General features: G+C 72.0%; 22 protein-coding genes. 11 read left to right on the top strand and 11 right to left on the bottom strand.

Annotated elements, in window-relative coordinates; translation table 11 throughout:
* Nucleotides 1-45: 45 nt before the first annotated feature.
* Both SSP08S_RS06715 and SSP08S_RS06710 read right to left on the bottom strand, forming a co-directional pair.
* On the bottom strand, nt 46-2700 hold the full coding sequence (locus tag SSP08S_RS06715; RefSeq protein ID WP_019066806.1) for a DUF5682 family protein: 2655 nt from the start codon (nt 2698-2700) through the stop codon (nt 46-48).
* A gap of 66 nt (nt 2701-2766) precedes the next feature.
* Nucleotides 2767-3906, bottom strand: coding sequence for an ATP-binding protein (locus tag SSP08S_RS06710; RefSeq protein WP_019066805.1), 1140 nt, complete (start codon nt 3904-3906; stop codon nt 2767-2769).
* Between the two features lie 156 nt (nt 3907-4062).
* On the opposite strand from SSP08S_RS06710, the gene SSP08S_RS06705 reads away from it, so the two are divergent.
* Nucleotides 4063-5415 carry an SWIM zinc finger family protein gene (locus SSP08S_RS06705; RefSeq protein ID WP_043259281.1) on the top strand — a complete coding sequence of 451 codons (1353 nt, stop codon included), beginning with the start codon at nt 4063-4065 and terminating at the stop codon, nt 5413-5415.
* 67 nt (nt 5416-5482) lie between these two features.
* The gene (locus SSP08S_RS06700) at nt 5483-7087 is read left to right on the top strand and encodes a DUF5691 domain-containing protein (RefSeq protein WP_019066803.1); all 1605 of its coding nucleotides are present in this window, start codon (nt 5483-5485) and stop codon (nt 7085-7087) included.
* A gap of 58 nt (nt 7088-7145) precedes the next feature.
* Here SSP08S_RS06700 and icmB read toward each other — a convergent pair whose 3' ends face one another.
* Nucleotides 7146-7562, bottom strand: coding sequence for a coenzyme B12-dependent isobutyryl CoA mutase small subunit (gene icmB / locus SSP08S_RS06695; protein ID WP_019066802.1), 417 nt, complete (start codon nt 7560-7562; stop codon nt 7146-7148).
* A gap of 401 nt (nt 7563-7963) precedes the next feature.
* Here icmB and SSP08S_RS06690 point away from each other — a divergent pair, with 401 nt between their 5' ends.
* Both SSP08S_RS06690 and SSP08S_RS06680 read left to right on the top strand, forming a co-directional pair.
* Nucleotides 7964-8830, top strand: coding sequence for an esterase/lipase family protein (locus SSP08S_RS06690; protein WP_019066801.1), 867 nt, complete (start codon nt 7964-7966; stop codon nt 8828-8830).
* Nucleotides 8831-9388: 558 nt separating this feature from the next.
* Entirely contained in the window at nt 9389-10897 is a 1509-nt protein-coding gene (locus tag SSP08S_RS06680) for a M23 family metallopeptidase (protein ID WP_043259293.1), read from the top strand.
* A gap of 12 nt (nt 10898-10909) precedes the next feature.
* Here the strand turns inward: SSP08S_RS06680 and pcrA are convergent, their stop codons facing one another.
* On the bottom strand, nt 10910-13411 hold the full coding sequence (gene pcrA / locus SSP08S_RS06675) for a DNA helicase PcrA (protein ID WP_019066798.1): 2502 nt from the start codon (nt 13409-13411) through the stop codon (nt 10910-10912).
* A gap of 231 nt (nt 13412-13642) precedes the next feature.
* Here pcrA and SSP08S_RS06670 point away from each other — a divergent pair, with 231 nt between their 5' ends.
* Complete coding sequence (locus SSP08S_RS06670; protein ID WP_019066797.1) at nt 13643-14452, top strand: C40 family peptidase; 810 nt, start codon at nt 13643-13645, stop codon at nt 14450-14452.
* Nucleotides 14453-14577: 125 nt separating this feature from the next.
* On the top strand, nt 14578-15567 hold the full coding sequence (locus SSP08S_RS06665) for a tellurite resistance/C4-dicarboxylate transporter family protein (protein ID WP_019066796.1): 990 nt from the start codon (nt 14578-14580) through the stop codon (nt 15565-15567).
* Here SSP08S_RS06665 and SSP08S_RS06660 read toward each other — a convergent pair.
* The gene (locus tag SSP08S_RS06660) at nt 15545-15898 is read right to left on the bottom strand and encodes a hypothetical protein (protein WP_019066795.1); all 354 of its coding nucleotides are present in this window, start codon (nt 15896-15898) and stop codon (nt 15545-15547) included. The two genes, SSP08S_RS06665 and SSP08S_RS06660, sit on opposite strands and share 23 nt — an antisense overlap.
* Nucleotides 15899-16312: 414 nt before the next feature.
* Between SSP08S_RS06660 and SSP08S_RS06655 the strand changes: the two genes are divergently transcribed.
* Complete coding sequence (locus tag SSP08S_RS06655) at nt 16313-17389, top strand: C40 family peptidase (protein WP_019066794.1); 1077 nt, start codon at nt 16313-16315, stop codon at nt 17387-17389.
* 57 nt (nt 17390-17446) lie between these two features.
* Here the strand turns inward: SSP08S_RS06655 and SSP08S_RS06650 are convergent, their stop codons facing one another.
* Nucleotides 17447-18166, bottom strand: a complete 720-nt coding sequence (locus SSP08S_RS06650; RefSeq protein ID WP_019066793.1) for a LuxR C-terminal-related transcriptional regulator — start codon at nt 18164-18166, stop codon at nt 17447-17449.
* Nucleotides 18163-19491: an ATP-binding protein gene (locus SSP08S_RS06645; RefSeq protein WP_174479370.1), complete on the bottom strand. Its 1329-nt coding sequence runs from the start codon at nt 19489-19491 to the stop codon at nt 18163-18165. The genes SSP08S_RS06650 and SSP08S_RS06645 overlap by 4 nt, the downstream gene beginning before the upstream one ends.
* Nucleotides 19492-19676: 185 nt before the next feature.
* On the opposite strand from SSP08S_RS06645, the gene SSP08S_RS06640 reads away from it, so the two are divergent.
* Both SSP08S_RS06640 and SSP08S_RS06635 read left to right on the top strand, forming a co-directional pair.
* On the top strand, nt 19677-21113 hold the full coding sequence (locus tag SSP08S_RS06640) for a PspC domain-containing protein (RefSeq protein ID WP_019066791.1): 1437 nt from the start codon (nt 19677-19679) through the stop codon (nt 21111-21113).
* Nucleotides 21100-21342, top strand: a complete 243-nt coding sequence (locus SSP08S_RS06635) for a hypothetical protein (RefSeq protein WP_019066790.1) — start codon at nt 21100-21102, stop codon at nt 21340-21342. Before SSP08S_RS06640 ends, SSP08S_RS06635 begins: the two co-directional genes overlap by 14 nt.
* A gap of 7 nt (nt 21343-21349) precedes the next feature.
* On the opposite strand, the gene SSP08S_RS06630 is transcribed toward SSP08S_RS06635, so the two are convergent.
* From SSP08S_RS06630 to SSP08S_RS06620, 3 genes are all read right to left on the bottom strand, one after another.
* Nucleotides 21350-21880: a DoxX family protein gene (locus SSP08S_RS06630; protein WP_026178244.1), complete on the bottom strand. Its 531-nt coding sequence runs from the start codon at nt 21878-21880 to the stop codon at nt 21350-21352.
* A 140-nt stretch (nt 21881-22020) separates the two neighbouring features.
* Nucleotides 22021-22509 carry a hypothetical protein gene (locus SSP08S_RS06625; protein WP_019066788.1) on the bottom strand — a complete coding sequence of 163 codons (489 nt, stop codon included), beginning with the start codon at nt 22507-22509 and terminating at the stop codon, nt 22021-22023.
* An 8-nt stretch (nt 22510-22517) separates the two neighbouring features.
* Nucleotides 22518-23798, bottom strand: a complete 1281-nt coding sequence (locus SSP08S_RS06620; RefSeq protein WP_019066787.1) for a hypothetical protein — start codon at nt 23796-23798, stop codon at nt 22518-22520.
* A 218-nt stretch (nt 23799-24016) separates the two neighbouring features.
* Here SSP08S_RS06620 and SSP08S_RS06615 point away from each other — a divergent pair, with 218 nt between their 5' ends.
* Nucleotides 24017-24910 carry a DUF4429 domain-containing protein gene (locus SSP08S_RS06615; RefSeq protein ID WP_019066786.1) on the top strand — a complete coding sequence of 298 codons (894 nt, stop codon included), beginning with the start codon at nt 24017-24019 and terminating at the stop codon, nt 24908-24910.
* Between the two features lie 16 nt (nt 24911-24926).
* Here SSP08S_RS06615 and SSP08S_RS06610 read toward each other — a convergent pair whose 3' ends face one another.
* Nucleotides 24927-25721 carry a class II aldolase/adducin family protein gene (locus SSP08S_RS06610; RefSeq protein WP_019066785.1) on the bottom strand — a complete coding sequence of 265 codons (795 nt, stop codon included), beginning with the start codon at nt 25719-25721 and terminating at the stop codon, nt 24927-24929.
* A gap of 119 nt (nt 25722-25840) precedes the next feature.
* On the opposite strand from SSP08S_RS06610, the gene SSP08S_RS06605 reads away from it, so the two are divergent.
* Nucleotides 25841-26314, top strand: coding sequence for a pyridoxamine 5'-phosphate oxidase family protein (locus SSP08S_RS06605; RefSeq protein WP_019066784.1), 474 nt, complete (start codon nt 25841-25843; stop codon nt 26312-26314).
* Nucleotides 26315-26316: the final 2 nt, after the last annotated feature.

Raw genomic sequence — 26316 nt, 5'->3', positions numbered from 1 at the left:
GCTCCCCCGGCTTCCTCGTGCCCTGCCTACCGCAGCTCGCCGTCATCATCCCGCCACCCCCACCAGCTCGTTGTCGCTGTTCCCCACCAAGTCGTCCAGCCCCAGCATCAGCCGCAGCACCGGCACCACCGCATCCGCCCGCCCGGCGTCCAGCTCCGCGCCGAACCCGGATATCCCGACCGCCGTCGCCACCGCCCCGACCTGCTTCCCGGGCCCGCGCCGCACCAGCTCGCCGAGCGTTCTGCGCACCCCCGACTCGTACGCCGAGAACGTGCGCCGCAGCAACGGCAGTACGTCCGTGAACGCCTCCGCCGACACCCCGGTCAGCCACGCGTCCACCAGAGCGAGCAGCCGCTCGTCGTGCACGAGGAGCAGCCCGCCCCCGCCGCCGACGAAGCCCTCGATCCACGCCGCCGCGTCCGCCGGCGGCGTCCCGGGCGAGAGCACCAGCCCCATCAGCCGGGCCGCCTCGTCCGCCCCCAACTCCCCACCGTCCAGCAGCAGTCGTACGGCACGTCCCCGGATGACACCCGGCACGGTGTCCCGCGCGGAGAGCGTCCGAAGCACCGCACACCAGCGCCGACGCAGGTCGCCGTGGCCGGGGGCGCGGGCGGTGGCATCAGCGCGCCCGCCCGCGGAGGCGTTGCGCCGCTCTGGTCCGGGGTCCTCACCTGACGCGGGACCGGATCCTTCGCCGTTGCCCGGCACTGAGGCGTCGCCATTCCCGGGCGCAGATACTTCGCCGCTGCCCGGCGCCGAGGCATCGCCATGCCCAGGTCCGGCTGCGCCCCCGTCTCCCGGTGCGGGGGCACCACCATGCCCAGAGCCGGCGGCGTCACCACGCCCAGCCTCCGATGCCGTACCCCGCTCGGCACCTGAGGCTTCGGTCTGCTCGGCCCCGGAGGCCGCACCCCGCCGACCCCCACCGGCGTCCCCCAGCAGTGCCACCGCCCCGTGCACCGCGTCCACATGGCGTCGCATTTCATCCGCCGCGTCCGCGTCGAGGGCCGTGCAGGCCGGGGGCAGGCCGACGAAGATCCGTTCGGCGAGGCCCGCGGCGACCTCCGTCAGCGCGCCGGTGTCGGTGCCGCGTACGTCGCCGTAGCGCAGCGAACGGACCAGGGCGGGCAGCGCCTGGGCGAGGTGGCCGACGTCGGTGTCGAGGGCGGCGCGGTCGGCGAGGACCCGCATCACCACGGGGAGCGCGTCCGGGAGTTCGGCCAGCAGGCAGTGCTCGGCGAGGGCGGTGACGTCGGCGAGGCTCTGTGCCGCGACGGCGTCCGCCTCCGCCTTTGCGTTCGCCGCGGCGAGCACGGTGGTGCCCCAGACGCCCGCCTCGGCGACCCGCACAGCCAACTCCGGTTCCCAGCGCAGCCGCCACGTCTCCCGGAACGTACCCGTGCTCCCCCGCGAGGCGATCGGCTCGCCCCACTCGACACCCAGCAGCCGCAGCCGGTGCAGCAGTCTGCTGCGCGCGGCGTCGGTCTCCTTGCGCAGGTCGAGCTCCAACTCCCGCTCCAGCGCCTCCGGTTTGATCCGCAGCCTGCGCTGCTGCCGGTCGAGGTCGCGCTGCAACGGCACAGCGGGGGCGCCCGGCGGCACCTCGCCCAGCACATCCCCGACAACGAGCCGGTCACGCACCAGGGACAGCGGAACGTCCGAGCCCTCGCACATCACCGCGCGCACCGCGTCGGTGGTCTCGCCGAGCCCCGGCAACGGCCTGCCGCGCATCACCGCGAGGGTCTCCGCCAGCCGTACCGCCTCGATGACATGGGCCGGGGAGACGATCCGGTCCTCCTCCCGCAGCAGCCCCGCGACCTTGGTCATCCACCGCTCGACCGGCCGGTCCGGCGCCGCGAAGAGATGGCCGTACCAGCCCGGCGAGTCGATGCCCGCGCCGTACCCGCCGGCCCGGGACAGCCTGCGGTGCGTCCACGGCACCCAGGTCAGCTCGGCCTTGACCTTGGGCAGCCCCTTCAGCAGTGCGCGGTCCGCTGCGACAGCCGTCCGCTGCCGCAGCGCGGGGACGTGCCAGGCCCCGCACACCACGGCCACGCCGTCCTCGAACTCCCGCTGTGCCGCGCGCACTTGGAGCCGCATGTACGCCTCGCGCACCAGGTCCCGGTCGTGCCCACCGGCCCCGTACGTCTCACGCAGCGCCCCCATGGCCTCCTCCAGCGCGGTGAACGGCGCGAACGGATCCCGCTCCCCCACACCCCGGTGCTCGACGACGTCCTCCCACCAGCGCTCGGGGTCGTCGTACCCCGCGGTCTCGGCGAGTACGGCGAGGGGGTCGACGCGGATGTCCGGGCCAGAGGGAGCCTCCGGGTTGGTGGGGCCCTGTTCCTCGCCCGTGGGTTTGTCCTGCGTCCCCCACGCCAGCGTGTGCGCGGCCGGAAGGTCGATGAAACGGGCCGGTACCCCGTGCTCCAGGGCCCAGCGGATCGCGACCCATTCCGGGGAGAACTCGGCCAGCGGCCAGAAGGCCGAACGGCCGGGCTCGTCCACGGCGTGGGCGAGGAGCGCGACCGGCGGTCGCATGTCCTCCTCGGCGGCCAGCGGAATCAACGCGTCGGCCTCGGGCGGCCCCTCGATCAGCACGACCCGCGGCCGGGCCGCCGCCAGCGCGGCCCGCACGGCCCGCGCCGAACCGGGCCCGTGGTGCCGCACCCCGAGCAACAGCGGCTCAGCTCCGGTCACTTCGTCCCCCTCCCCTCCGGGTCCAGCTCCACGTGGAGTCCTCGTCGACGGTCACCCCGGCCGCGCTCACGCGCTCACCTCCCGGCAGGCCCGGTAGAAGTCCTTCCAGCCGTCGCGCTCCCGGACGACCGCTTCCAGGTACTCCTGCCAGATGACCCGGTCGGCCGCCGGGTCGCGGACGACGGCGCCGAGGATGCCCGCGGCGACATCGCTCGGCCGCAGCAGCCCGTCGCCGAAGTGGGCTGCCAGGGCAAGGCCGTTGGTGACGACGGAGATCGCCTCGGCCGTCGACAGCGTGCCGCTGGGGGACTTCAGCTTCGTCCGCCCGTCCGCCGTGATCCCGTCGCGCAGCTCACGGAAGACGGTCACCACCCGGCGGATCTCGTCGACCCCCTCGGGCACCGCCGGCAGGTCGAGCGAGCGGCCGATCTGGTCGACGCGGCGGGCGACGATGTCGACCTCGGCGTCCGCGCTCTCCGGCAACGGCAGCACCACCGTGTTGAAACGGCGGCGCAGTGCACTGGAGAGGTCGTTGACGCCGCGGTCGCGGTCGTTCGCCGTGGCGATCAGGTTGAAGCCGCGGACGGCCTGCACCTCCTGCCCCAACTCCGGTATGGGCAGCGTCTTCTCCGACAGGATCGTGATCAGCGAGTCCTGTACGTCGGCGGGGATCCGGGTCAGTTCCTCGACCCGTGCCGTCATCCCCTCCGCCATGGCCCGCATGACGGGGCTGGGCACCAGGGCGTCGCGGCTCGGGCCGTTGGCGAGCAGCTGCGCGTAGTTCCACCCGTAGCGGATCGCCTCCTCCGGGGTGCCTGCGGTGCCCTGGACGAGCAGCGTCGAGTCGCCGCTGACCGCCGCCGCGAGGTGTTCGGAGACCCAGGTCTTGGCGGTGCCGGGCACGCCGAGCAGGAGCAGGGCGCGGTCGGTGGCGAGTGTGGTGACGGCGACCTCGACGATGCGGCGCGGGCCGACGTACTTGGGCGTGATCACCGTGCCGTCCGGCAGGATGCCGCCGAGGAGATAGGTGGCGACCGCCCACGGCGACATCTTCCAGCGGACCGGGCGCGGCCGGTCGTCCTGTGCGGCGAGCGCCGCGAGCTCGTCGGCGAAGGCGTCCTCGGCGTGCGGACGCAGTGCCTCCGGCGGCTCGGCCGTCTGCTTCTCACTCGCCTGCGCGTTGATGGGTTCTGCGGACACAGTCATGGCTGAGGCCCCCTCCAGCTCGGCCGGTTCAGATCTGGTGTCCACCGTGCACCACGCCACTGACAATCCGTTCTGACCTGCGGAAATGCGTTGGCGGAGCCATCCGCCGAACCGCCCGCAGGCCGATTGTCAGTGCCGGGATCTACCTTCGATGTCATGACTCAGCAGGGGGTGCGCTGGACGGCTGACCAGGTGCTGGCACTGGCGCCTGACGCAGCGTCACGCAAGGCGGGAAGCAAGCTCGGGGCGGCGGGGCCGTGGTCCGAGGCGGGGAGTTCTGACGAGGGGACGGTGTGGGGGCTGTGCAAGGGCAGCGGCAGCAAGCCGTATCAGACGGTCGTCGACATCGCGGACACCGCGGGTCCGGCGTACAAGTGCAGTTGTCCGAGCCGCAAGTTCCCGTGCAAACACGCGCTGGGACTGCTGCTGTTGTGGGCGGGCGAGGACGACGCGGTGCCGGCGGGGCAGGCGCCGGACTGGGCCGAGCAGTGGCTGGCGGGGCGGCGGAAGCGGACGGAGGAGAAACGGGCGGCGGACGCGTCCGGTTCCCCGGCCGCCGCTGATCCGGAGGCGGCGCGGCGCAGGGCGGAGCGGCGGGCCGAGCGCATCACCGCGGGCGCGGGCGAGTTGGAGCAGCGGCTGACGGACCTGCTGCGCACCGGGCTGGCCTCGGCGGAGCAGGCGGGGTACGGGGTGTGGGAGGAGACCGCGGCCCGCATGGTCGACGCGCAGGCGCCCGGACTGGCCGCGCGGGCAAGGGAGTTGGGGGCGATACCGTCCTCGGGACCCGGCTGGCCGGTACGGCTGCTGGAGGAGTGCGCGCTGCTCCACCTCCTCGACCGGGCCTGGCTGCGCCGCGAGCGGCTGCCCGACGGTCTGGCGGCGACGGTCCGTTCCCGTATCGGCCTGCCCGGTTCGGCGGACGGCCCGCCGCTGCGCGACAGTTGGCTGGTCCTGGCCCAGTACGACACGGCGGACTCGAAGCTGACGACGCGCCGCATATGGCTGCACGGCACGGCCTCGGACCGCACGAGCCTGCTCCTCTCCTACGGCGCGGCGGGCCGCGCCCCGGAGCTCGCGCTGCCGGTCGGGCTGGCACTGGAGGCGGAGGTGTCCGCTTTCCCCGGTGCCGGGCAGCTCCGGGCGGCCCTGGGCGAGCAGTTCGCGCCACCCGGGCCGACGACGGCACGGCCGCCGGGCGTGACGACGGAACAGGCCGCCGTCCGCTACGGGGAGGCGCTGCGGGACGACCCGTGGCTGGACGCGGTCCCGGTGACCCTGGACCGCGTCGTACCGATCCCGGACGGCGATTCCTGGCAACTGGCGGACGCCGACACGGAGTCGGCGCTCCCCCTCACCCCCACCGCCCGCTCCCGGCCCGGCCTGTGGCGGCTCGTCGCGCTCTCCGGCGGCGCCCCGGTCAAGGTCTTCGGCGAGCTGGGCCACCGGGGCTTCACCCCGCTGACGGCCTGGCCGGACGCGACCGGAGAGCCGGTGTCCCTGTGCTGAGCGCATCCACCAACTCACCGGTGTCGCCGTGCTGAGCGCACCCACCCACCCGACGGAAAGGCACCGCATGAACAGCACCTCCGCCCCGGGCGACTGGGAGGACCTCGTCACCACGGCGCTCCTCGGCACGGACCGCCGTACGCCTCCGTGGTGCGCGCCGGGCCAGGACGCCCCCGTGGCGCTGCTGGACGCGGCGGCCGTGGAGACCGTACGGCGGCGGGCGGGGCTCCGTCCGGCGCGGGCGGCCGAACGGCCGGAGCCGGCCGTGCCCGACACGCGTCCGGCGCTGCCCGCGCCGGCGGCCCGCCGACTGGTGATGCTGCTGACCGACCGTCCGGGTACGGGCGGCGGGGGACGCCGGGGCACTTCGCCCGATCTCATGGAGCTGCTGCCCCAGTGGCTCGCGGCGGCCAACGCGCGCGGTTTCGGCGCGCCCGTCCAGGTGCTGCCCGCGCTGCTGGACGCGGCCCGGGGGCGTACGGATCTGCGGCCGGCGGCGCTGGAGTTCGCGGGCCCGCGCGCGTTGTGGCTGGCCCGGCTGAATCCGGACTGGCGGTTCGCCCTGCGCGCCACCCCGGGCGGCGGGACGGCCCTGCCGGACCTCGACGACCCGGGCCAGGTCCAACAGCTGTGGCAGGAGGGGCTGTTCGCCGAGCGGGTTGCCCTGCTGGCGGCGATACGCGCTCAACGGCCGGTGGTCGCACGGGAGTTGCTCGTCACCACATGGGCGACGGAGCGGGCGGAGGACCGGCTGATGTTCCTCGACTCGCTGCGGACGGGGCTCACGGCCGAGGACGAGCCCTTCCTGGAGCAGGCGTTGGCCGACCGGAGCCGCAATGTCCGGGCCACGGCTGCGGAGTTGCTGTCGGCGCTCCCGGACTCGGCGCTCGCCGCGCGGATGGCGGTCCGGGCCGCGGCCTGTGTGGCGGTGGACCGTACGGGCGAGGCACCCGGCCTGGTCGTGGAGGCTCCGCACGAGTGCGACCCGGGCATGGAGCGGGACGGTGTGGTCGCCAAGGCTCCGGCGGGGCGCGGTGAACGGTCGTGGTGGCTGGGCCAGTTGGTGGAGGCGACACCGCTCGGGACCTGGGAGCGGCGGCTGGGCGGCCGTACGCCCCGGGAGATCGTGGCGCTCGCGGTGGCGGACGACTGGCGGAGCGAACTGCACGCCGCGTGGTGCCGGGCGGCGGTACGGCAGCGGAACGCGGAATGGTCCCGGGCGTTGCTCGGGTCCCCGTCGGCGCCCGAGGCGGGTGGGCCGGGGGCGGTGTCGCTGGCCGAGCGGGCGAAGCTGCTCAGCACGCTGGGCGGGGGCGAACGGGCCGAGTGGGTGGCCGGGTTCATCGCGGCGCAGGGGCTGTCCGAGGCGTTTCAGCTGCTCGGGGTGTGCGCGGTGCCGTGGGCCGCGCCGCTGGGACGGGCCGTGGTGGACGCGCTCAACATCGCGCGGGACGCGGGGAGTTACCCATGGAGTTTCAGTGGGGTGATGGGGCTCGCCGAGCGCTGTCTCGATCCGGCCGAGGCGAGCCGGCTCGACGGGTTGCTGGCGGTGCCGGACGAGTCGGAGGACGCGGCGCCGGGAGCGGGGGGTTATTGGGCGGAGGCGTTCCAGCGGCTGGTGACGACGTTGCGGTTGCGGGCGGCGATGGCACGGGAGTTGGAGGGGCCGTAGAGACTCGGGCCAGAGAAATGACCGGCGCCGAGACGCGAACCCCCGCTCGCCGCAGGCCCTACGCCCCGGCCGGTTGCCGCACGTTCTCCCGCACCCAGTCGACGATGGACTGCGTGGTCGCCCCGGGAGTGAAGATCTCCGCGACACCCTTCTCCTTGAGGGGGGCGATGTCCGCCTCGGGGATGATCCCGCCGCCGAAGACGAGGATGTCCTCCGCCTCGCGCTGCTTCAGCAGGTCGATCACGGCGGCGAAGAGCGTGTTGTGGGCGCCGGAGAGGATGGAGAGGCCGATCGCGTCGGCGTCCTCCTGGATCGCGGTGTCGACGATCTGCTCGGGGGTCTGGTGGAGGCCGGTGTAGATGACCTCCATACCGGCGTCGCGCAGCGCCCGCGCGATCACCTTGGCCCCGCGGTCATGGCCGTCGAGCCCCGGCTTGGCCACCACCACGCGGATCGGACCGGCTGCCACACCCATCACTGCCTCCATGAAGCGACTGCGTTCATCCCTACCGACGGGTACCGCGGCACCCGCTCCGGCGCGGGGAGTGAACGAACGTTATCTCCAGCATCCCGCAACCGGCAGTTTCGCGGTGGATACCGAGGGGGAAATCACACGATGGGACACGTTCACCGCGCAGCGTTCCAGCGGGAACAAGCGCAACGGGAGCCGCAACGAGGTCGTCGCACCACCGCGCCGCAGGCCGCGCGCCGTGGTGGTGCGGCGCATCGGCGCAGGCACGAAGGGCACGCAGGGCAGGTGCGCCACGCCCGCCCCGCGCGTACCCCTCGCGCTCCGTCGGTGGTCCTCGAGGTGGCCTCCCACGAGGGCACACGGGGGACGGAGCTGTCGTTCCGTGTGCCGACAGGAGGTCGGCCATGAAGGTCACCAGGGCGGTGCAGCCCTTTCTCCCCCTCTGTCAGCGTCTTCTGCCCAGCAGGCTGGCGGGGCTCTCCATGACCCTCCTGAAAGCGACGGCCCTCGAGATCGCGATCCTCGCGGGCCATCTGCTCCTCTATCCGTCCGGCATCACCCAGGAACGCAGGCTGCCGCTTCCTCCGGCCCCCTCCCCGGAGGACGCGGCACCGCTGCCGACCGAGGCGAAACCCCCGGTGGTGCTGTTGCACGGGTTCATCGACAACCGCTCGGTGTTCGTGCTGCTGCGCCGGGCCCTGGCCCAGCACGGCCGCCGCCCGGTCGAATCGCTCAACTACTCGCCGCTGACCTGCGACATCCGCACGGCGGCCGAGCTGCTCGGCCGGCACATCGAGGAGATCTGCGAGCGCACGGGCAGTGAGCAGGTGGACATCGTCGGGCACAGTCTGGGCGGGCTGATCGCCCGCTACTACGTGCAGCGGCTCGGCGGTGACCTGCGGGTCCGCACGCTGGTGACGCTCGGGACCCCGCACTCCGGCACCGCCGTGGTCCCGCTGGCCAACGCCCATCCGATCGTCCGCCAGATGCGGCCCGGCTCGGCGGTGATCGAGGAACTGGGCCTGCCCGCCCCCGGCTGCCGCACGCATTTCGTCAGCTTCTGGAGCGATCTCGACCACCTGATGGAGCCCCTGGAGACCGCCCGCATCGACCACCCCGACCTGATCGCACAGAACGTGCAGGTCAGCGGCATCGGCCATCTCGCACTGCCGGTACACCCGGCCGTCGCGTCGGGCATCCGCCAGGCCCTCGACACGCCACGGCCGGAGGCCCCGGCCGCCACTCGCCGGAGCGGCCTGACGGTGGCCTGACCGGCACCGCGCTTCAGGGGCGCGCGACTCCTACTGGTAGCAAGGATTCCCGCACCGAACACTGACGGTGCCCGACTCCGCAGCCGGGAACACCGTCGCGTGCGTCGGCGCGGGCCGGTGCGCGCGGCTGATATCCCACGGCGCGGGGGCGGCCGATGCCGCCGGGCCCACGAGGCCGACCGTCGCCGCGGCGAGCACGACAGCGATCCCCGCGCGTTTCCACACCCTCATGACGCTCTCCCCACGTCGAATGCCGTCGACCGCAGTCAACGCGCCCGGCCTCCGGCACGGGAAGCATTTCCATGCTCTTCGAAGCGTCCGCACAGGGCGCCTACAGCGGCTGAACAGCCACCAGCCTCGAACGCTATTCGAACGCAAGGCCAAACCCGTGCCCGCCGTCCCCCGAAACACGGCCGAATGCCCGTTTCCGGCGGACGCGAAACCAGAGGAAGATTGTCGGGCCCGCGTACCGCCGGGTACAGTCGCCGCACTGCTCTGGCAGCCCCTGTTGTCGAGGCGAAAGAGAAGTTGGTGAACGACCGTCACCCGTCGGGGATCATGACCACCCCGGCCCCGGCTTCCGATGCCACCTCGGCGCAGTACGCGTCGTACGGCGGGCAGGACGCTCAGTACGGTGACTTCACCACGTACGGCGACCACTCCGCCACGGGTTTTCACCCCGGCGCGGACAGCGGCCACGCCACCTCGAGCTTCGCCACCGACCCGCTCTTCGGCGACATGCAGAGCCACGACACCGGCTCGCACGCCACCGGCGCGTACGACTCCTCGGCCTGGTCCACGGGCGGTCAACACACCCTGAACTACGACCCGTACGCGGCCCAGCACCACGCCGCCTACAACGACACGGGCGCGTACGAGACCACCGCCTGGTCGGCCGACTACCAGCAGCTGTCCGCCATCCCGCCGCAGGCCGGCGGCCCCGACCACAGCGGCCAGTGGGACGCCAACGCCTGGCTCCAGCCCGACCAGTCGGCCCATTCCGCCGCCCCCGCCGACCAGACCCAGCACTGGGAATGGGGCACGCAGGCCTTCGACACGGGCGCCTACGACGCCACGCAGTGGAACGCCGACGGCACCCCCGCCGACGCGACCACCGCCTTCGAGCAGCCGTCGTACGACGGGACGCACGAGGAGTCGTACGACGAACTCGCCCCGGACGGCGGCGAGTTGACGGCCACCGGTGAGATGCCGGCCCTCGACGAGGCCGGGCAGGACCGGGACGGGACCGAGTCGCAGCCCGAACTCCTCGAGGACCAGGAGGAGTTCACCCCGGCCCCGGCGACCGCCTCGCGGGCCGCGGGCCGCAACGGGAGCCGTTCGCGGCGCCGCACGCCTCCGAAGCGGTCCGCGCTGATGACGATCGCCGTGCCGTCCGCGTGTGTGATGGGGGTCGCGGGGATCGCCGCCGCGTCCGTCGGCACGCTGACCGGCGGCAGCGACTCGACGGCGTCCGCCTCCGACGCGACCTCGGTGAAGCCGTCCGTCGCGAACAACAAGCTGGACGCACAGATCAAGAGCCTCTCGGCCGGCGCCGACGACTTCGCCGACCGGGCCAGCCGTACGCAGGAACGTATCGACCTCAAGGCCCAGCAGGAGGCCGAGAAGAAGAAGGCGGCGGCGGAGGCGGCCCGCAAGGAGCGGCTGCGCCCCAAGTACGTGCTGCCGGTGACGCAGAAGGGCCTCAGCGCCTACTTCGGCCAGGCCGGCGTCAACTGGATGTCCGTGCACACAGGCATCGACTTCCCCGTCTCGTACGGCACGACGGTGATGGCCGCGACCGACGGCGTCGTCAGCACGAAGTGGAACAGCGCCTACGGCAACATGCTGATCCTCACGGAGAAGGACGGCACGCAGACCTGGTACTGCCACCTCTCCAGCTATCGCGTCCCTTCGGGGACGACGGTGAAGGCCGGCGACCCGATCGCGTACTCCGGGAACTCCGGCAACTCCACCGGCCCGCACCTGCACTTCGAGGTGCGCCCGGCAGGCGGCGCGGCGATCGACCCGCTCCCGTGGCTTCGCAGCCACGGGCTCGACCCGACGTAACTCCCGCTCCCCCTACAGCTTTTCCACCGGCGCGTACCGCAGCAGCAGCCGCTTCGGCTTTGCTTCTCCGAAGTCGACCGTCGCCTCCGCGTTCGCCCCCGTGCCGTTCACGCCGACGACCGTCCCGAGGCCGAACTGGTCGTGGGTGACCCGGTCGCCGACGGCCAGGGACACGACCGGCTTCTCCGAGGCCCTGCGGGTGGCGAAGCCCGAGGCGCCCGAGGCCGAGGAACGCGAGCGGGTCGAGGACAGCGAGGCCGCGATGCCCGAGGCCGGGCCCGTGGACGGCGGGGCCGCCATGGCGCCGGTCCGCTTCCACTCCACATGTGCCGCCGGGATCTCCTCCAGGAAGCGGGAGGGCGGGTTGTACGACGGCTGTCCCCAGGCGCTGCGCAGCGACGAGCGGGTGAGGTAAAGGCGTTCCCGCGCGCGGGTGATGCCGACGTAGGCGAGGCGCCGCTCCTCCTCCAGTTCCTTGGTCTGGCCGAGGGCGCGCATGTGCGGGAAGACGCCGTCCTCCATGCCGGTGAGGAAGACGACCGGGAACTCGAGTCCCTTGGCGGTGTGCAGGGTCATCAGGGTGATGACTCCGGAGCCGTCCTCGTCCTCGTCGGGGATCTGGTCCGAGTCGGCGACCAGGGCCACCCGCTCCAGGAAGGCGGCGAGCCCGACGGGCGTCTCGCTCTCGCCGTCCTCCGCACTGTTTTCCTGTTCGAACTCCAGGGCCACGGCGGCGAGTTCCTGGAGGTTCTCGATGCGGGTCTCGTCCTGCGGGTCGGTGGAGGCCTGCAACTCGGCGAGATAGCCGGTGCGTTCGAGGATCGCCTCCAGGACCGTCGCCGGTCCGGCGCCGGACTCGACGATCGTACGGAGGTCCTCCATCAGCGTGTTGAACTTCTTGACCGCGTTCGTCGACCGCGCGGCCATGCCGTAGGCCTCGTCGACGCGCTTCAAGGCCTGCGGGAAGCTGATCTTCTCGCGCTGTGAGAGGGCGTCGATCATCGCCTCGGCGCGCTCGCCGATGCCGCGCTTGGGGACGTTGAGGATGCGGCGCAGCGGGACCGTGTCCTCCGGGTTGGCCAGGACGCGGAGGTAGGCCAGGACGTCCCGGACCTCCTTGCGCTCGTAGAAGCGGACGCCGCCGACGACCTTGTAGGGCAGGCCGACGCGGATGAAGATCTCTTCGAAGACACGGGACTGGGCGTTCGTCCGGTAGAAGACGGCGACGTCTCCGGCCTTGGCCTCGCCCGCGTCGGTGAGACGGTCTATCTCCTCGGCGACGAACTGCGCCTCGTCGTGCTCGGTGTCGGCGACATAGCCGGTGATCTGCGCGCCCGCGCCCGCGTTGGTCCACAGGTTCTTGGGGCGGCGGGACTCGTTGCGCTCGATGACCGCGTTGGCGGCGGAGAGGATCGTCTGGGTGGAGCGGTAGTTCTGCTCCAGGAGGATCGTCGTCGCGTTCGGGTAGTCCTCCTCGAACTGGAGGATGTTGCGGATCGTCGCGCCCCGGAAGGCGTAGATCGACTGGTCGGCGTCGCCCACGACGCACAACTCGGCGGGTGGCAGGTCGTGTTCGCCCGGCGGTACGTCCTCGTCGTGCGTGCCGGTGCCGACGAGTTCCCGTACGAGCGCGTACTGCGCGTGGTTGGTGTCCTGGTACTCGTCGACCATCACGTGGCGGAAGCGGCGGCGGTAGTGCTCGGCGACGTCCGGGAAGGCGCGCAGCAGGTTGACCGTCGTCATGATCAGGTCGTCGAAGTCGAGGGCGTTGGCCTCGCGCAGCCGCGACTGGTACATGGCGTAGGCCTGGGCGAGGGTCTTCTCGAAACCGTCGGCCGCGCGGGCGGCGAAGTCCTCCTCGTCGACCAACTCGTTCTTCAGGTTGGAGATCTGGGCGCTGAACGACTTCGGCGGGTAGCGCTTGGGATCGAGGTCCAGGTCGCGGCAGACCAGGGCCATCAGGCGCTTGGAGTCGGCGGCGTCGTAGATCGAGAACGAGGAGGTGAAGCCGAGCTTCTTGGACTCGCGGCGCAGGATGCGGACGCAGGCGCTGTGGAAGGTCATCACCCACATCGCGTTGGCGCGCGGGCCGACGAGCTGTTCGACGCGCTCCTTCATCTCGCCCGCGGCCTTGTTGGTGAAGGTGATCGCGAGGATCTGGCCCGGGTGCACATGGCGCTCGCCGAGGAGGTGGGCGATGCGGTGGGTGAGCACGCGGGTCTTGCCGGAGCCCGCGCCGGCCACGATGAGCAGCGGGGTGCCGGAGTGGACGACGGCCGCGCGCTGGTTCTCGTTCAGCCCGTCCAGGAGGGCTGCCGGGTCCACCGCCGGGCGCGGGGCGCCGTCCCGGTAGTAGGCGTCCCTGCTCGCGGGCACGTCGAACTTCCCGCCGAACAGGTCGTCCGGAACCGGCTCCGGTCCGTGCTCGTCCTCGGGCGGTGGCGGGGGCTCTTCCTCGTGGGCCCGAGGGGCCTTGAGATCCGCCAGGAAGCTGTCGTCAAAGAGGCTGCTCATCGCCCTCCGAGTTTAGGGCGCCCCACTGACAACCGGCCGCCACCCCGAGAACTGGGGAAAAATCACGGTCCAGAACCGGTCGATAGCGATCAGCGACGACCAGACCCACTCATGACCGAGTTCACACAAACGTATCGGGCATATCAGCCATCGACCTTCACACAAGCCACACAAGTTGGTTAGCGTTCGATCAAGCTTCCCGCCCCCCCGACTTCGGAAGGAGTCGCCCCCTTGGCGTCGTCGCACCGCAAGCCGCGTTCCGCCGGCTCGCGCATCGCAGGCATATGGACCCCCGCCGCCGACGGCGATCCGCGTCTCGGAGAGGTCGAGAAGAAGATCGACGACCTCTACCGGCGGGCGGATTCGGCGACCGAGAGGACCGACGCGGCCAGGCGCACGCCGAAGATCAACTCCCTGCGGAAAAGGCCGAGTTCCTTCACCGCCACCCCGCACGACCACTACGAGCAGGCCCAGTTGATGAGCCGGCTGGCCGCCCGCCGCAAGGACGCGGTCGCCGCACACCTCACGGAGCGGTCCACCGCAACGGGGAAGCGTCTCCAGGCCCCTGACGGGACGCAGAGCGACCCGAGGACGGCCAAGGCCGCCGTCCAGAAGAAACTCTCCACCGCACGCGCGCTGTTGTCGCAGTCGGCCGCACGGCAGCAGCGCCAAGAGGCGGCAGCGGCACTCGCTCGGCAGGCCGTCGTCTTCGCCCGCGCCCAGGTCGGCAAGCCGTACGTCGTGGGAGCCGCGGGCCCTGGCTCGTACGACTGCTCGGGCCTCGCCCAGGCCGCCTGGAAGGCCGCCGGAGTCACCCTCCCGCGCGCGACCACCGCCCAGGCCAACGCCGGCACGACGGTCCCCCTGGCCGACGCGCAACCCGGCGACCTGGTCTTCTTCCACGACGACGTCAGCCACGTCGGTGTCTACGTGGGCGACGGCATGATGATCCACGCCCCGAAGCCCGGCACCTGCGTCCGCGAGGAATCGATCCACTACGGGGGCACGTCGGCCATCCACAGCGTGGTGCGGCCGGCCTGAGCGGAATCCGTGGGCACGCGCGCGTGCGGCTGTTTTTGACGGCCACACACGCGTGCAGGTGTTTTTGAGGTCCACGCGCGCGTGGCCCCCTGTCGGCACCGGGGCGGCTCCCTAGCATCGGACCCATGTCCGGTACCGGTACCTCCCGCTTCCGCGCCTGGTGGGCGCAGCGTCCGCCGGCGGCCGGGGCCGTCGTCATGGCGACCGGCATCGTCTCGGTCGGCCTGCATCTCACCGGCTACGAGGTGCTGTCCGGTATCGCCTTCGCACTGGCCTGCGCCTTCTGGCTGGGACTGGCCGCGGACTTCGCCGTACGGCTGCTGCGGGACCGGCGGAGGTGGCTCAGCGAGGCGGGAACCCCCGGTGCGCTGACCGCCGTCGCCGCGACCGCCGTACTCGGAACGCGATTCTCGATGGCCGGCTGGCAGACCGTGGCCGAGGCGCTGCTCGCGCTGGCCGTGGTGCTGTGGCCGGGGCTGCTGGTGCGGGTCCTGGGGAACTGGCACGGGCGCATGCCCGGGACGGTGTTCCTCGGCTGTGTGGCCACGCAGTCGCTGGCCCTGCTGGGGGCCACGATCGCGGCGGCCGAGTCGGTGGCCTGGCTCGCGCACACGGCGCTGGTGCTGTTCTGGTTCGGGCTGGTCCTCTACGGGTTCGCGCTGGCCCGTTTCGAGTGGCGGCAGGTGATCGTCGGGGCCGGTGACCACTGGATCGTCGGCGGCGCGCTGGCCGTCTCGGCGCTGGCCGGGTCGAAGCTGATCGCCGCCGACAGCGCCCGCCTGTATCTGTGGAACTCCGACGACCGGGGCGTCCTGCGGGCCGTGACCGTGGCGCTGCTGGTGCTGGACGTGGCCTGGTGCGTGGTCCTGCTCGCCGCCGAGATCGTCTGGCCCAGACTTCGCTACGACGTGCGCCGCTGGTCGACGGTGTTCCCGCTCGGGATGACCGCGGCGACCACCCTGTCCGTGGGCACCGCCGTGGACGTCTCGTGGCTCAGGACGCCCGGGCAGGTGGTGCTGTGGATCGCGGTGGCGGCCTGGCTGGTGGTGGCCGCGGGGACGGTACGGTTCTATCTCGCCGGCACGTCCGGGGTCACGTCCACAGGACCGCGATGAAGATGTTGACCATGGTGAGGCCGCCGACCAGCGCGAACTGGTTCTTGTCGACCGTCTCCTCGTCCCGCTTCACATAGACGAGTCCCAGGATCACGACCAGCAGCGCGAGCTTGATGCCGATCTTGATGTTGTTGACGTGCTGATCGTCGGCCTGGTTGAGGCCGACCAGGATCGCGCCGGTGACCAGCATGGTCAGCGCGCCGTGCAGCATGCCGGGGACGAAGCGGGCCGTGCCCTGGCCCATCGCCTTCATCTGGGTGAGGAAACCGCCGAGCAGCGCGGCGATGCCGATGATGTGCAGGCCGACGAAGAGATGGATGAGTACGTCCATGGGTCCGGAGCCTATGCAGGGGCTCGGGACCGGCCGACACCGGGCCGCCCTGTCGCTCACCGGACCTTGCATATATGCGGCCCATAGCACCGCGTCACCTGCCCCCGCGCGGGAACCGCCGCATCGGTCAGCGCGCCGCGTGAAGGCGGTGGCCCCGGACCGGAATCACAGTCACTTGACGTCAATGGACGATCACCTCACGTCATTTCCGTACATGCGTTACCGGGCCGACATCTTCAGGTTTAGCGTCCTCCACCAGGTGACCGGCTCCCCACCGCCGCCCGGACCAGGGGCGGCCGTCGGACACCACCGCCGAGAAGGTCCGGCGGCGGCGCGCTCCCCCTGTGCGGGCCGCCGCCGGACGCGCAAACCGCCCGCTCCCCCGGCGGTCGTACGAAAGGACGTGCAGTCCACGTGGCAGCGCACCGCAAGCCCCGACAGCGCTCGCTCAGCGGCCATACGGCCCGCACCGCCGCCACGATCGCCCTCGCGGGCGCGGCGACGGCGACCGGCTTCGACGGGACCTCGCACGCCGAGCCACAGCTGACACCGGCACAGGTCAAGGCCAAGGTGGACAAGCTGTACCAGGAGGCGGAGGTCGCCACCGAGAAGTACGACGGCGCGAAGGAGAAGGCGGACGCGGCCGAGAAGCAGCTCAACACCCTGCGGGACGAGGCGGCGCGCAAGACGGAGAAGCTCAACTCCGCGCGGGACGACCTGGGTTACGTCGCGGCGGCCCAGTACCGCAGCGGCGGCATCGACCCCGCGGTGCAGCTCATGCTCTCGGACGACCCCGAACAGTATCTGGACGGCGCCGAGTTCGCCGACCGGGTGGGCCACCGCCAGACGGCGGCCGTCGCTCTCGTACGGCAACAGCTGCGGGAGATCGAGCAGTTGCGCGGCGCCGCGCACATCGAGCTGACCTCGCTGAAGTCGCGGCAGGCGGAGCTCGGCAGGCAGAAGAAGACGATCAACGGCAAGCTGGACCAGGCGCGGCGGCTGCTGTCCGCGCTGCCGCCGCAGCAGCGGTCCCAGGTCGAGCAGACCGCCGGCACCTCGGGTCGCGCGTCCCGGTCGGCGACCACGGCACGGGACGGGCTGCACGCGCCCGGCTCCTCCGCGGCCTCGGCCGACGCCCCCAACTCCCGTGCGGCGGCGGCCGTTTCCTACGCCTACCAGAAGCTCGGCAGCCCCTACGTCTGGGGCGCGACCGGCCCCAACGCCTTCGACTGCTCGGGCCTCGTCCAGGCCGCCTACAACTCCGCCGGAGTCTCGCTGCCCCGCACGACCTACGCCCAGATCAACGCCGGCCAGCGGGTCTCCCGGGACGAACTGCGCCCCGGCGACCTGGTGTTCTTCTACTCGGGCATCAGCCACGTCGGCATCTACGTCGGCGACGGCCAGATGATCCACGCCCCGAACCCGAGCGCTCCGGTGCGGCTGGCGCCGATCGACCAGATGCCGTTCGCGGGGGCGACGCGGGTGGTGTGACGGCCCCCGCCGGCCCCGGCCGCGCCCGATGCTCCCCCAGGTGAACTCCCTTACGGGTCACACCAGTCGGCGTGCCGTGGCCCATCGGGTCAGCTCGTGCCGGTTCGACAGCTGGAGCTTGCGCAGCACCGCCGAGACATGGGACTCGACCGTCTTCACCGAGATGAACAGCTGCTTGGCGATCTCCTTGTAGGCGTAGCCGCGGGCGATCAGGCGCAGGACCTCGCGCTCGCGCTGGGTGAGGCGGTCGAGGTCCTCGTCGACCGGCGGGGCGTCGGTCGACGCGAAGGCGTCGAGGACGAAGCCGGCCAGGCGGGGCGAGAAGACCGCGTCGCCCTCCTGGACCCGGAAGACGGAGTTGACGAGGTCCGTGCCGGTGATCGTCTTGGTGACGTAGCCGCGCGCACCGCCGCGGATCACCCCGATCACGTCCTCCGCCGCGTCCGACACGGACAGCGCGAGGAAGCGGACGGGCTGCTCGGCGTCGCTCATCAACGGGGCGCAGCGGCGCAGGACTTCGACCCCGCCGCCGCCCGGCAGATGGACGTCGAGGAGGACCACTTCGGGGCGGGTCGCGGTGATGACCGTGACCGCCTGGTCGACGTCCGCGGCCTCGCCGACCACCTCGACGCCCGTCTCCTCGGTCCGGCCGATCTCCGCCTGGACCCCCGTACGGAACATGCGGTGGTCGTCGACGAGGACCACGCGCACGTGCCGCCCGCCCGCGCTCCCGCCGGTCGGCTCCAGAGGCTCGTTCGTCTCGGTCGCGTCGCTCATGACGTCTTCTCCGCCCTCTCCATCTCCAGCTCGACCTCGGTACCGCCGTCCGGCACCGCGCGCAGCCGTGCCGTACCGCCGTGTCGCTCCATACGGCCGATGATCGATTCTCTGACGCCCATGCGGTCGGCGGGTATCGAGTCCAGGTCGAAGCCCGGTCCGCGGTCGCGGACGGACACGAAGACCTTCTTCCCCTCCACCTCGGCGTAGACCTGCACGGCGCCGCCCTCGCCACCGTACTTGGCCGCGTTCACCATCGCCTCGCGCGCGGCCTGCATCTGGGCACCGATTCTCTCGTCGAGCGGACAGTCCCCGACGATGACGACCTCGATGGGGACGCCGTGCTTGTCCTCGACCTCGGCGGCGCTGCGCCGTACCGCCTCGGCGAGGGTGTCGGGTTCGTCGGCCTCGTCCTTGCCGGTGCCCTCCGGTTTGTAGAGCCAGGCGCGCAGATCGCGCTCCTGGGCGCGGGCCAGGCGGCGCACCTCGTTCGGACTCTCGGCGTTGCGCTGGATCAGGGTCAGGGTGTGCAGGACGGAGTCGTGGACATGGGCGGCGACCTCGGCGCGTTCCTGGGCGCGGATGCGCATCAGGCGCTCCTCGGAGAGGTCCTGGGTCATCCGCACGAGGTACGGGCCGGCGAGCAGGGTGATGCCGACGAGGACGGCGAGGGCGGCCTGGAGCACCGAGCCGAGGTGGGCGGCGGAGCCCTGCAGCACGAAGATCGCGGTGGCGCCGGCGGTGACCAGCAGGACGCCGCCGCCCGCGCGCAGCAGGCTGAGCGTACGGCGCCGGCCGCCGACCTCGGCCCAGCGGGCGCGGCGGGCGTTGTCCGCCTGACGCCAGACGAGAGCCACGCCCGCGCCGACGAGGACGACCGGGAAGAGATAGGCCTTGGCGCCGTCACCCAGATTCACATTGCCGACGAAGACCAGCGCCACGACGACCATGAGGAGCAGGGCGACGATCTGGCCCTTGTCCGGCTTGCGGGCGACGAGTCTGCGGCGGCCGTCCGGCGAGGTCTCGGTGGAGACGAGCGACGGGGGCCGCTGACCGGCGACGCCGCCGACGCCGAGCGGCACGAAGAACCAGAACGAGGCGTACAGCAGCGCGCCGAGTCCGTCCGCGAGGAACAGGCCCACGAACACCAGCCGCACCCAGATCACCGGCAGGCCGAGATGCCCGGCGAGCCCCCGCGCCACTCCGCCGAGCCAGCGTCCGTCGCTGCTGCGGTAGAGCTTGCGCGGCGGCCGCGGGTCCTCGACTGGCAATGCTGCGGCTTCCGGCATGCCACCGATGTTCACACGCCCCGCCGCCCAGGGCATCAGGGTCGGCCCCGGAGACTCCCCTGATCTTCGGAAATGCCATGGCTCAGGGGCCTTTCGCGGTGTCGGAGCGGGTGTCGGGGTCGCGGTCGAACACTCCCCCGGTCCCTGTCAGGGCGGATTTCAGGGTTCGGCCAGGGTCGTCCCGACTGCCATCGGCGCCTCGCGGCGGGCAGCATGGACGCATGACAGATCACGAGCACGCCGCGACGGGTCAGGGACCCGGCTCCGGCCCCGGCCCGGCAGCGGGCGGCGGGCCGCAGGACGCCGTGCCCGCCGCGGGTGCCGCGTCCTCGCCGGGCGCCGCGTCGCCGGGCGCCGCGCCCGGCGACACGATCACGGCCGCGCCTCCGCACCGGTTCCGGCGGGACCGGCGGACCAAGGTGCTCGCGGGCGTGTGCGCGGGGCTCGGGCGGCAGTGCGACATGGACCCGGTGATCTTCCGCATCACGCTCGCGGTGCTCTCGGCGACGGGCGGCATCGGCCTCATCTTCTACGGCTTCGCCTGGCTCTTCGTCCCTTACGACGACGAGGAGGAGAACGAGGTCCGCAAGCTCTTCACCGGCCGCGTCGACGGCCAGGCCCTGGCGGCCGTGCTGTTCGCGCTGGTCGGCTGCGGTGTGTTCCTGTCGATGCTGAGCAACGGCAGCGTGCTCACCTTCGCCGTCGTCCTCTCCCTCCTGCTGGCGGGCGCGGGGTACTGGTCGAAGCAGCGCGGCGCCCCCGACCCCGACCCGCTGGCCGCGCAGGCCGTCGCCGACGCCCCGCCGGAGGCCCAGGCACCGCCGGTGCCCGCCGCCTACCCCTCCTGGTGGCGCGACCCGATCGTCAAGGACGGCACCCACGTCGGTGGCACCGGCTATCTCTGGGGCCCCGGCGACTCCCGCACCCGCGACATCACGGACGCGGTCCATATCAGCCTCGGCCCTTCGTACCCGCACTGGCCCCAGGATCTGCGGCCCCCGCGCCCGCCCGCCCCGAAGCCGCGCGGTCCGCGCTGGATCGGCGGCTGGGTCTTCCTGCTGGCCCTGTTCGCGGGTGCCCTCGGCACCGCCGCGCGATGGGACGACCAGGCGCTGGGCACCAGCCTGCAGATGGGCCTGGCCTGCGCGCTCGTCGTGTTCGGCCTGGGGATAGCGGTCAGCTCCTTCCTGGGGCGTACGGGGGCGGGCTCGGTGTTCCTCGCGATCGTCACGGCCGGCCTGCTCGCCGCCTCGGCGGCCCTGCCCAAGGACCTCACCACCCACTGGGAACGCCTCACCTGGCAGCCCGCGGCGGTGGCCCAGGTGCAACCGCACTACGACCTGGGGAACGGGGTGGGCACACTCGACCTGACCCGGCTGCGGCTGACGAAGGGACAGACGGTGGCGACGTACGCCCAGGTGGGCATCGGGCAGTTGAAGGTGATCGTGCCGTCGGACGTGACGGTGAGGCTGAGTGTGGACGTGGGCGTCGGGGACATCCAGTTGCCCGGTGACGACAAGGAGGACGTGGACGTGGAACCGGGCAGGCACAAGCAGGTCACTCTGACCCCGGAGACGGGCGTGAAGAGCACCGGCACGCTGGACCTGGACCTCCGGGTCGACGTCGGACAGGCGGAGGTCAGCCGTGCTGCGTCATGAGTTCCAGCCGGGGAAGCTGGTCGTCGGTCTCTTCCTCGTCGCCGCGGGCGTTGCCTACGCGGGGGACGCGGGCGGGCTGTGGGTGACCAAGTGGTTCGCGGCGATCCCCCTGGTCGTCGCCGGCCTGGTGCTGGCCGGCGTGGTGGCAGGCGTCAACGGGGCGATCCGCAGACGACGCAGGGCCGGCCGTACGAGCACGGCCGACCCCGGTCCTGAGATATCGGGCTGACGGCTGACTACCGGTAGCCACCCGTCCGTTGCCTTCGCCTCGCCCGTAGTGCCGAGTCCAGGGAGAACACGGAGGCGCCGGCGAGGACGAGGGGCAGCCAGGCCATCAGGTAGGCGAGGTCGTTGCCGTAGTAGTACGGGTCGGACTGCCAGCTGATGGTCAGCCACAGGCTGAGGGAGATCAGCGCGCCGCCGAGTGCGGCGATGCGGGCCAGCAGGCCGATCAACGTGCCGATGCCGACGGCGAGTTCACCGAAGGCGATGGCGTAGCCGAAGCCGACGGGGCTCTTCAGGGACAGGTCGACCAGGGCCGGGATGGCGGACGAGTCGCGCACCGCGCGCATCGTCTCGCCGACCGACCCGGCGCCGGAGGCCTTCATGAAGGCGCTGTCGGTGAGTTTGTCCAGGCCCGCGTAGATGAAGGTGACGCCCAGGAAGACGCGCAGTGGGAGAAGGGCGTACCGGGTGGCGGTGTCGCGCCAGCTCCGGTCGCCGTCGAGGTACGGGGTTTGCGTATCCATTCGAGTGCCGTGAGTCATCGCCCTTAGCCGCCTCTCGCCCGCCGTTGACCCCTCAACAGACCATACGTACGAAAAGGGGGACCCGCTCAACCATGCTTCGGACAGTTTTTCGGACTTCGGCCGAGTTCGGGCGGCGGTCGGCCGCGTTCTGTGGATATTCAGATGTGGGCGCGGATCTGCCGCACAGGGTGCCCGAGGGCTTCAGCGACGGCCGACAGCTCGTCGTCACCGAACCAGATGAGGCGTCCCGGGTTCCAGACGGCGATCTCGAAGCGGGCGAAGCCGCAGGGCCAGTCGTACTCGAGAGCGTCCAGAGAGGTGGCGGCGGAGCAGCAGGGGGCGGTCACGGCGAGGGTCGGGAAGCCGTCGGGGTGGTGCTCGACCAGGTCGGCGTACCACTCCCTGTCGATCGACGCGCTGCAGTGGGGACAGCCGATGCGTTCCAGGTTGCCTCCGCAGTCCACGACGGTCGGGATCGCGTACCAGTCGACGTCGATCTGCGGATCGTCGTCGGCGTCCAGGGCGTCCGCAGCGGCCTGGTGGCGCGAGGACAGCCGGGTCACCAGGGCTGCTGCGCGCTCGCCGGCCTCCCGCCCGGGCTGCCAGTGGGGGTCGGTCGGGACTACCGACAGGACGTCGTCGCTCATCGGCCGGCTCAGTCCGTCACGTCGACGACGCAGGCGTTCGTCTCCACGCCCGCCGCGGTCACGACCTGTACTTCCACGCGGCCGGGCTCGACGTCCACGGGGACCGGGACGGTGAGGAGGGTGTCGGTCGGGTTGGAGAAGCCGCCGGTGACCGGGACCAGGGGGACGTGGACATTGACCGGGCCGATGCGGACGACCATGCGGGAGAGGCGGTCCGCGGTCTGGGCGCCCGGGGGGACGAAGCCGGCGCCGCGGATCTCGATGTCGTCGCCGGTGCGGATGGGGGCGTCGAGGTCGCCCGCCTCGCGGGAACGCACCACCGAGAGGATGACCGGGCGGCCGCCCTCGGCGTACTTGCCGGCCAGGTATGTCGCGGCGGAGATCAACACCACCACCGCCAGGCCCCAGGGCAGGTCGGGCAGTTGGTCGGGGCGGCGGGCGAGTCTCACGGCCGCGAAGACGAGGGCGACGGCGCTGATCGCGACGTACTGGATGTCGGCGAAGGTGCCGCGGCCGGCGTCGTCGGTGAGGAGGTCGGCCGCGCGCGGGCGGTCGGCGGGGATCTTCTGGAGGCGCTGGCCGAGGACCCGCAGGCCGACGACCCGGCGCACGAGTACGGCGATCGCGCAGACCACGGCGAGGACGGTCACCACACCGGCGCCGCGGGCGAGTTCGAGGCCGGAGATGAGGGCGTCGCGTTCGGCGTGGTCGGAGGCGGCGGCGAGGCGGCCGGCCAGGACCAGCACCGCGTACGCCACGAACAGCACCCAGGACACGGCCACGGCACGGGAGGTCGACAGCCGGTTGTCCTCACCGATGACGGGGGCCAGCGCCCCGCCGCGCGCCCGGTGGAACCAGGAGGCGGCGCTCAGCGCGCCGGCGATCACGAGCGCGGCCAGCAGTCCGGCCGTACGGGCCGCCGACCAGCCCGCGCCGATCGCGGTGAGCGCCTGCACCAGGAGCAGGACGACGAAGCCGCCCCACACGGCGAAGGCCGTGCGGTGCCACAGGCGCGCCAGCCAGGCGCCGCCCTCGGCCCGACCGCGTTCGGCGACGGCGTCGGCGGACTGGGTCAGTTCGTCCGAGACCCACTGCCGGGAGGCGGACGCCGAGTGCGCCACCGCCGCCGGCAGCCCCTCGCCGGCCGCGAAGCCGTCCCGCTTGACGAGGAACGCGGCGACCGCGCGCCGATGCCCCTCGCGTGCTCCGTGCGGGCAGTCCCCGCAGGTGCAGCCACCTCCGTGGGCACCGATGTGCTCGCCGCCCTGTCTCGCCTCCTGCACCGCCACGCCCGACGCCTGCCTTCCCCACGACCCTCATGGTCCTCGGCCCTCGAAACCGGGCCCTCATGTTCGGCGACCGGCTCCGAAGCCTTTGGCCACCGCCTTGCAACTCCCGCACGACAACAGCGGATTGTGCCCTACGGGACACGGCCCGCGTCCGGCAGGTCTGGTCAGCGCGGGTGAAGCGATCGCCGCCGTGTTGACCCGGCTGCGAGAATTTGCGTATGGCCGAGATCATCCAGCGCGACGGGACCTGGGCCTTCGACGGCACAACGGTCAGGATCACACCGGGACTTCACCGTTCCGTGCCCCTGTTCCGGCAGACGTACGGCGAGATCGCGGTGCCCCTCGAAGCCGTCGCGGGCGTCGTCTACGAACCCGAACGCAAGCGTGGCCGGCTGCGGCTGAGGCTGCGGGAGGGTGCCGACCCGCTGTTGCAGGCGACGGGTGGGCGGCTGCCGGACGCGGCGGATCCGTACCGGCTGATCGTGGACATCGACCGGTCCGGAGTCGCCGAATACGTGGCGGAGGAGATCCGGCACGCGCTGCTCCTGGACCAGATCCCCAAGGAACCCACCAAGGCCTATCTGCTGCCGGGCCCGCCGGTCCCCGTCTCGGTCCGGTCCTCGGACGGCACGGTGTCCTTCGACGGCGCGCAGGTGCGGATCGACTGGGCGGACACCTCCGAGCGCGTGAAGCGGGCGACCGGGCCGCGGATAGTCGCCGTGGGGGATCTGGTGCAGGTGGAGTGGCTGCCCAACTCCGGTTACGAGGACGGGTTCATGCGGTTCGTGACCCGGGAGACGGTGTTCTCCAAGCTGCCGCCGGAGAAGGACCCGTACGCCCTCGACCTGTGGGGCAGCACCCGCCGTGATCTGCTCACCGCGCTGGTGGCGACGGCGGTGACCGCGCGGCTGCCGCATCCGTCGGTCCGTGAGCGGGAGAACGGCGAGTTCACGGACCGGCCCCCGCGGGCGGCCACCGTTCCGCCTCCGGCCGACCATCACGACGTACTCCTGCGCAGGCTGCGGGAGTTGGGCGAGCTGCACCGGGAAGGGGTGCTCACGGACGAGGAGTTCACGATGACCAAGGCGGCGGTGCTGCGCGGTTTCAGATAGATCGGGCAGAGGGACCTCAGCTGAGGAGGTCGGGTTCGCTGCGGCTGATGTCCTGCCACAGGGGCTGGTAGTTGATCCACGCGACGAGGTCGCCGCCGGTCTGTTCGCGGGTGGCGACGGCGAGTTTGTGGTCGATGAGGAGGGGTCTGCCGGCCGCCTTCGCGAGGAGCTGGACCTGGCAGGAGCGTTCCATGGACAGGAACCACCAGGCCGCCGCGTCCACCGAGTCGCCGACGGTCAGCAGGCCGTGGTTGCGCAGCACGAGCGCCTTGCGGGAGCCAAGACCGGCGGCGATCCGCTTGCCCTCCTCGGCGTCGACGGAGACACCGCTGTAGGCGTCGTAGAGCGCGTGGTCCTCGTAGAAGGCGCAGCTCTCCTGGCTGATCGGGTCGAGGAAGTCGCCGAGGGCGGAGAGGGCGCGGCCGTGCACGGAGTGGCAGTGGGCGACGGCGACGACGTCCGGGCGGGCGGCGTGGACCTGGGAGTGCACGGTGAAGGCAGCCTGGTTGACATGGTGGCCGCCCTGGAGGACCTGGCCCTCGGAGTTGGCGAGCACCAGGTCGCTGACGGTGACGTGCCGGAAGGGCATCCCGAAGGGGTTGACCCAGAAGCAGTCGGTGAACTCGGGGTCGCGGGCGGTGATGTGCCCCGAGACCCCGTCCTCGAAGCCGAGCCGGCCGAACAGGCGCAGGGCGCCAGCGAGCCGTTCCTTGCGGTGCCGGCGTTCGTCCTCGACCGACTCGTGCATCGGCGGCATGGCGAACCGCAGCCGGTCGGTGGGCAGGGGGGAGGGCGGCGTCGGCCCGTGCATCGGTCCTCCAGCACTGGGTTTGTCGTAAGGGCGAGAAGTTACCGCCGGTCGGTCGAAAAGGGCAGTGCAGGTCTGCAAAGAAGACAGAGGTTGTCGGATATCGGCGGAACACTCGCCGTATGACAGCGAACTGGGCCACCTTCACCGCCGCCGAACCGGACCTCGCCGCGACCGTCGAGGAGCGGTTCGGCGCCTTCACGCATCACGTTCTCGCGACCCTGCGCAAGGACGGGTCGCCGCGTACGGCCGGGCTCGAAGTGCGGTTCCTGGACGGCGAGTTGTGGCTCGGGATGATGCCCGACTCGCTCAAGGCGCTGGATCTGCGGCGTGATGCGCGCTTCGCGCTCCAGGCGAATCCGGGACCGGGGACGGACACCCACGGCGGGGACGTACGGGTGAGCGGGCGGGCGGTGGAGGTGACGGACGCCGGGGTGAAGGGGGCGTACATGAAAGAGGTGGAACCGCCGGAGCCGTTCCACCTCTTCCGCACCGAGTTGACGGAGGTCGTGCGGACCTACGTCGAGGACGAGAAGTACCTCGTCGTGCAGGTCTGGAAGCCTGGAGGGCCGGTGCGGACCCTCAAGCGGACCTGACC

This window comes from Streptomyces hokutonensis (assembly GCF_000376565.1).
GTDB lineage: Bacteria > Actinomycetota > Actinomycetes > Streptomycetales > Streptomycetaceae > Streptomyces > Streptomyces hokutonensis.
Note: the sequence above shows the minus strand (reverse complement) of the source record. Positions and strands in the feature narration are given on the sequence as shown.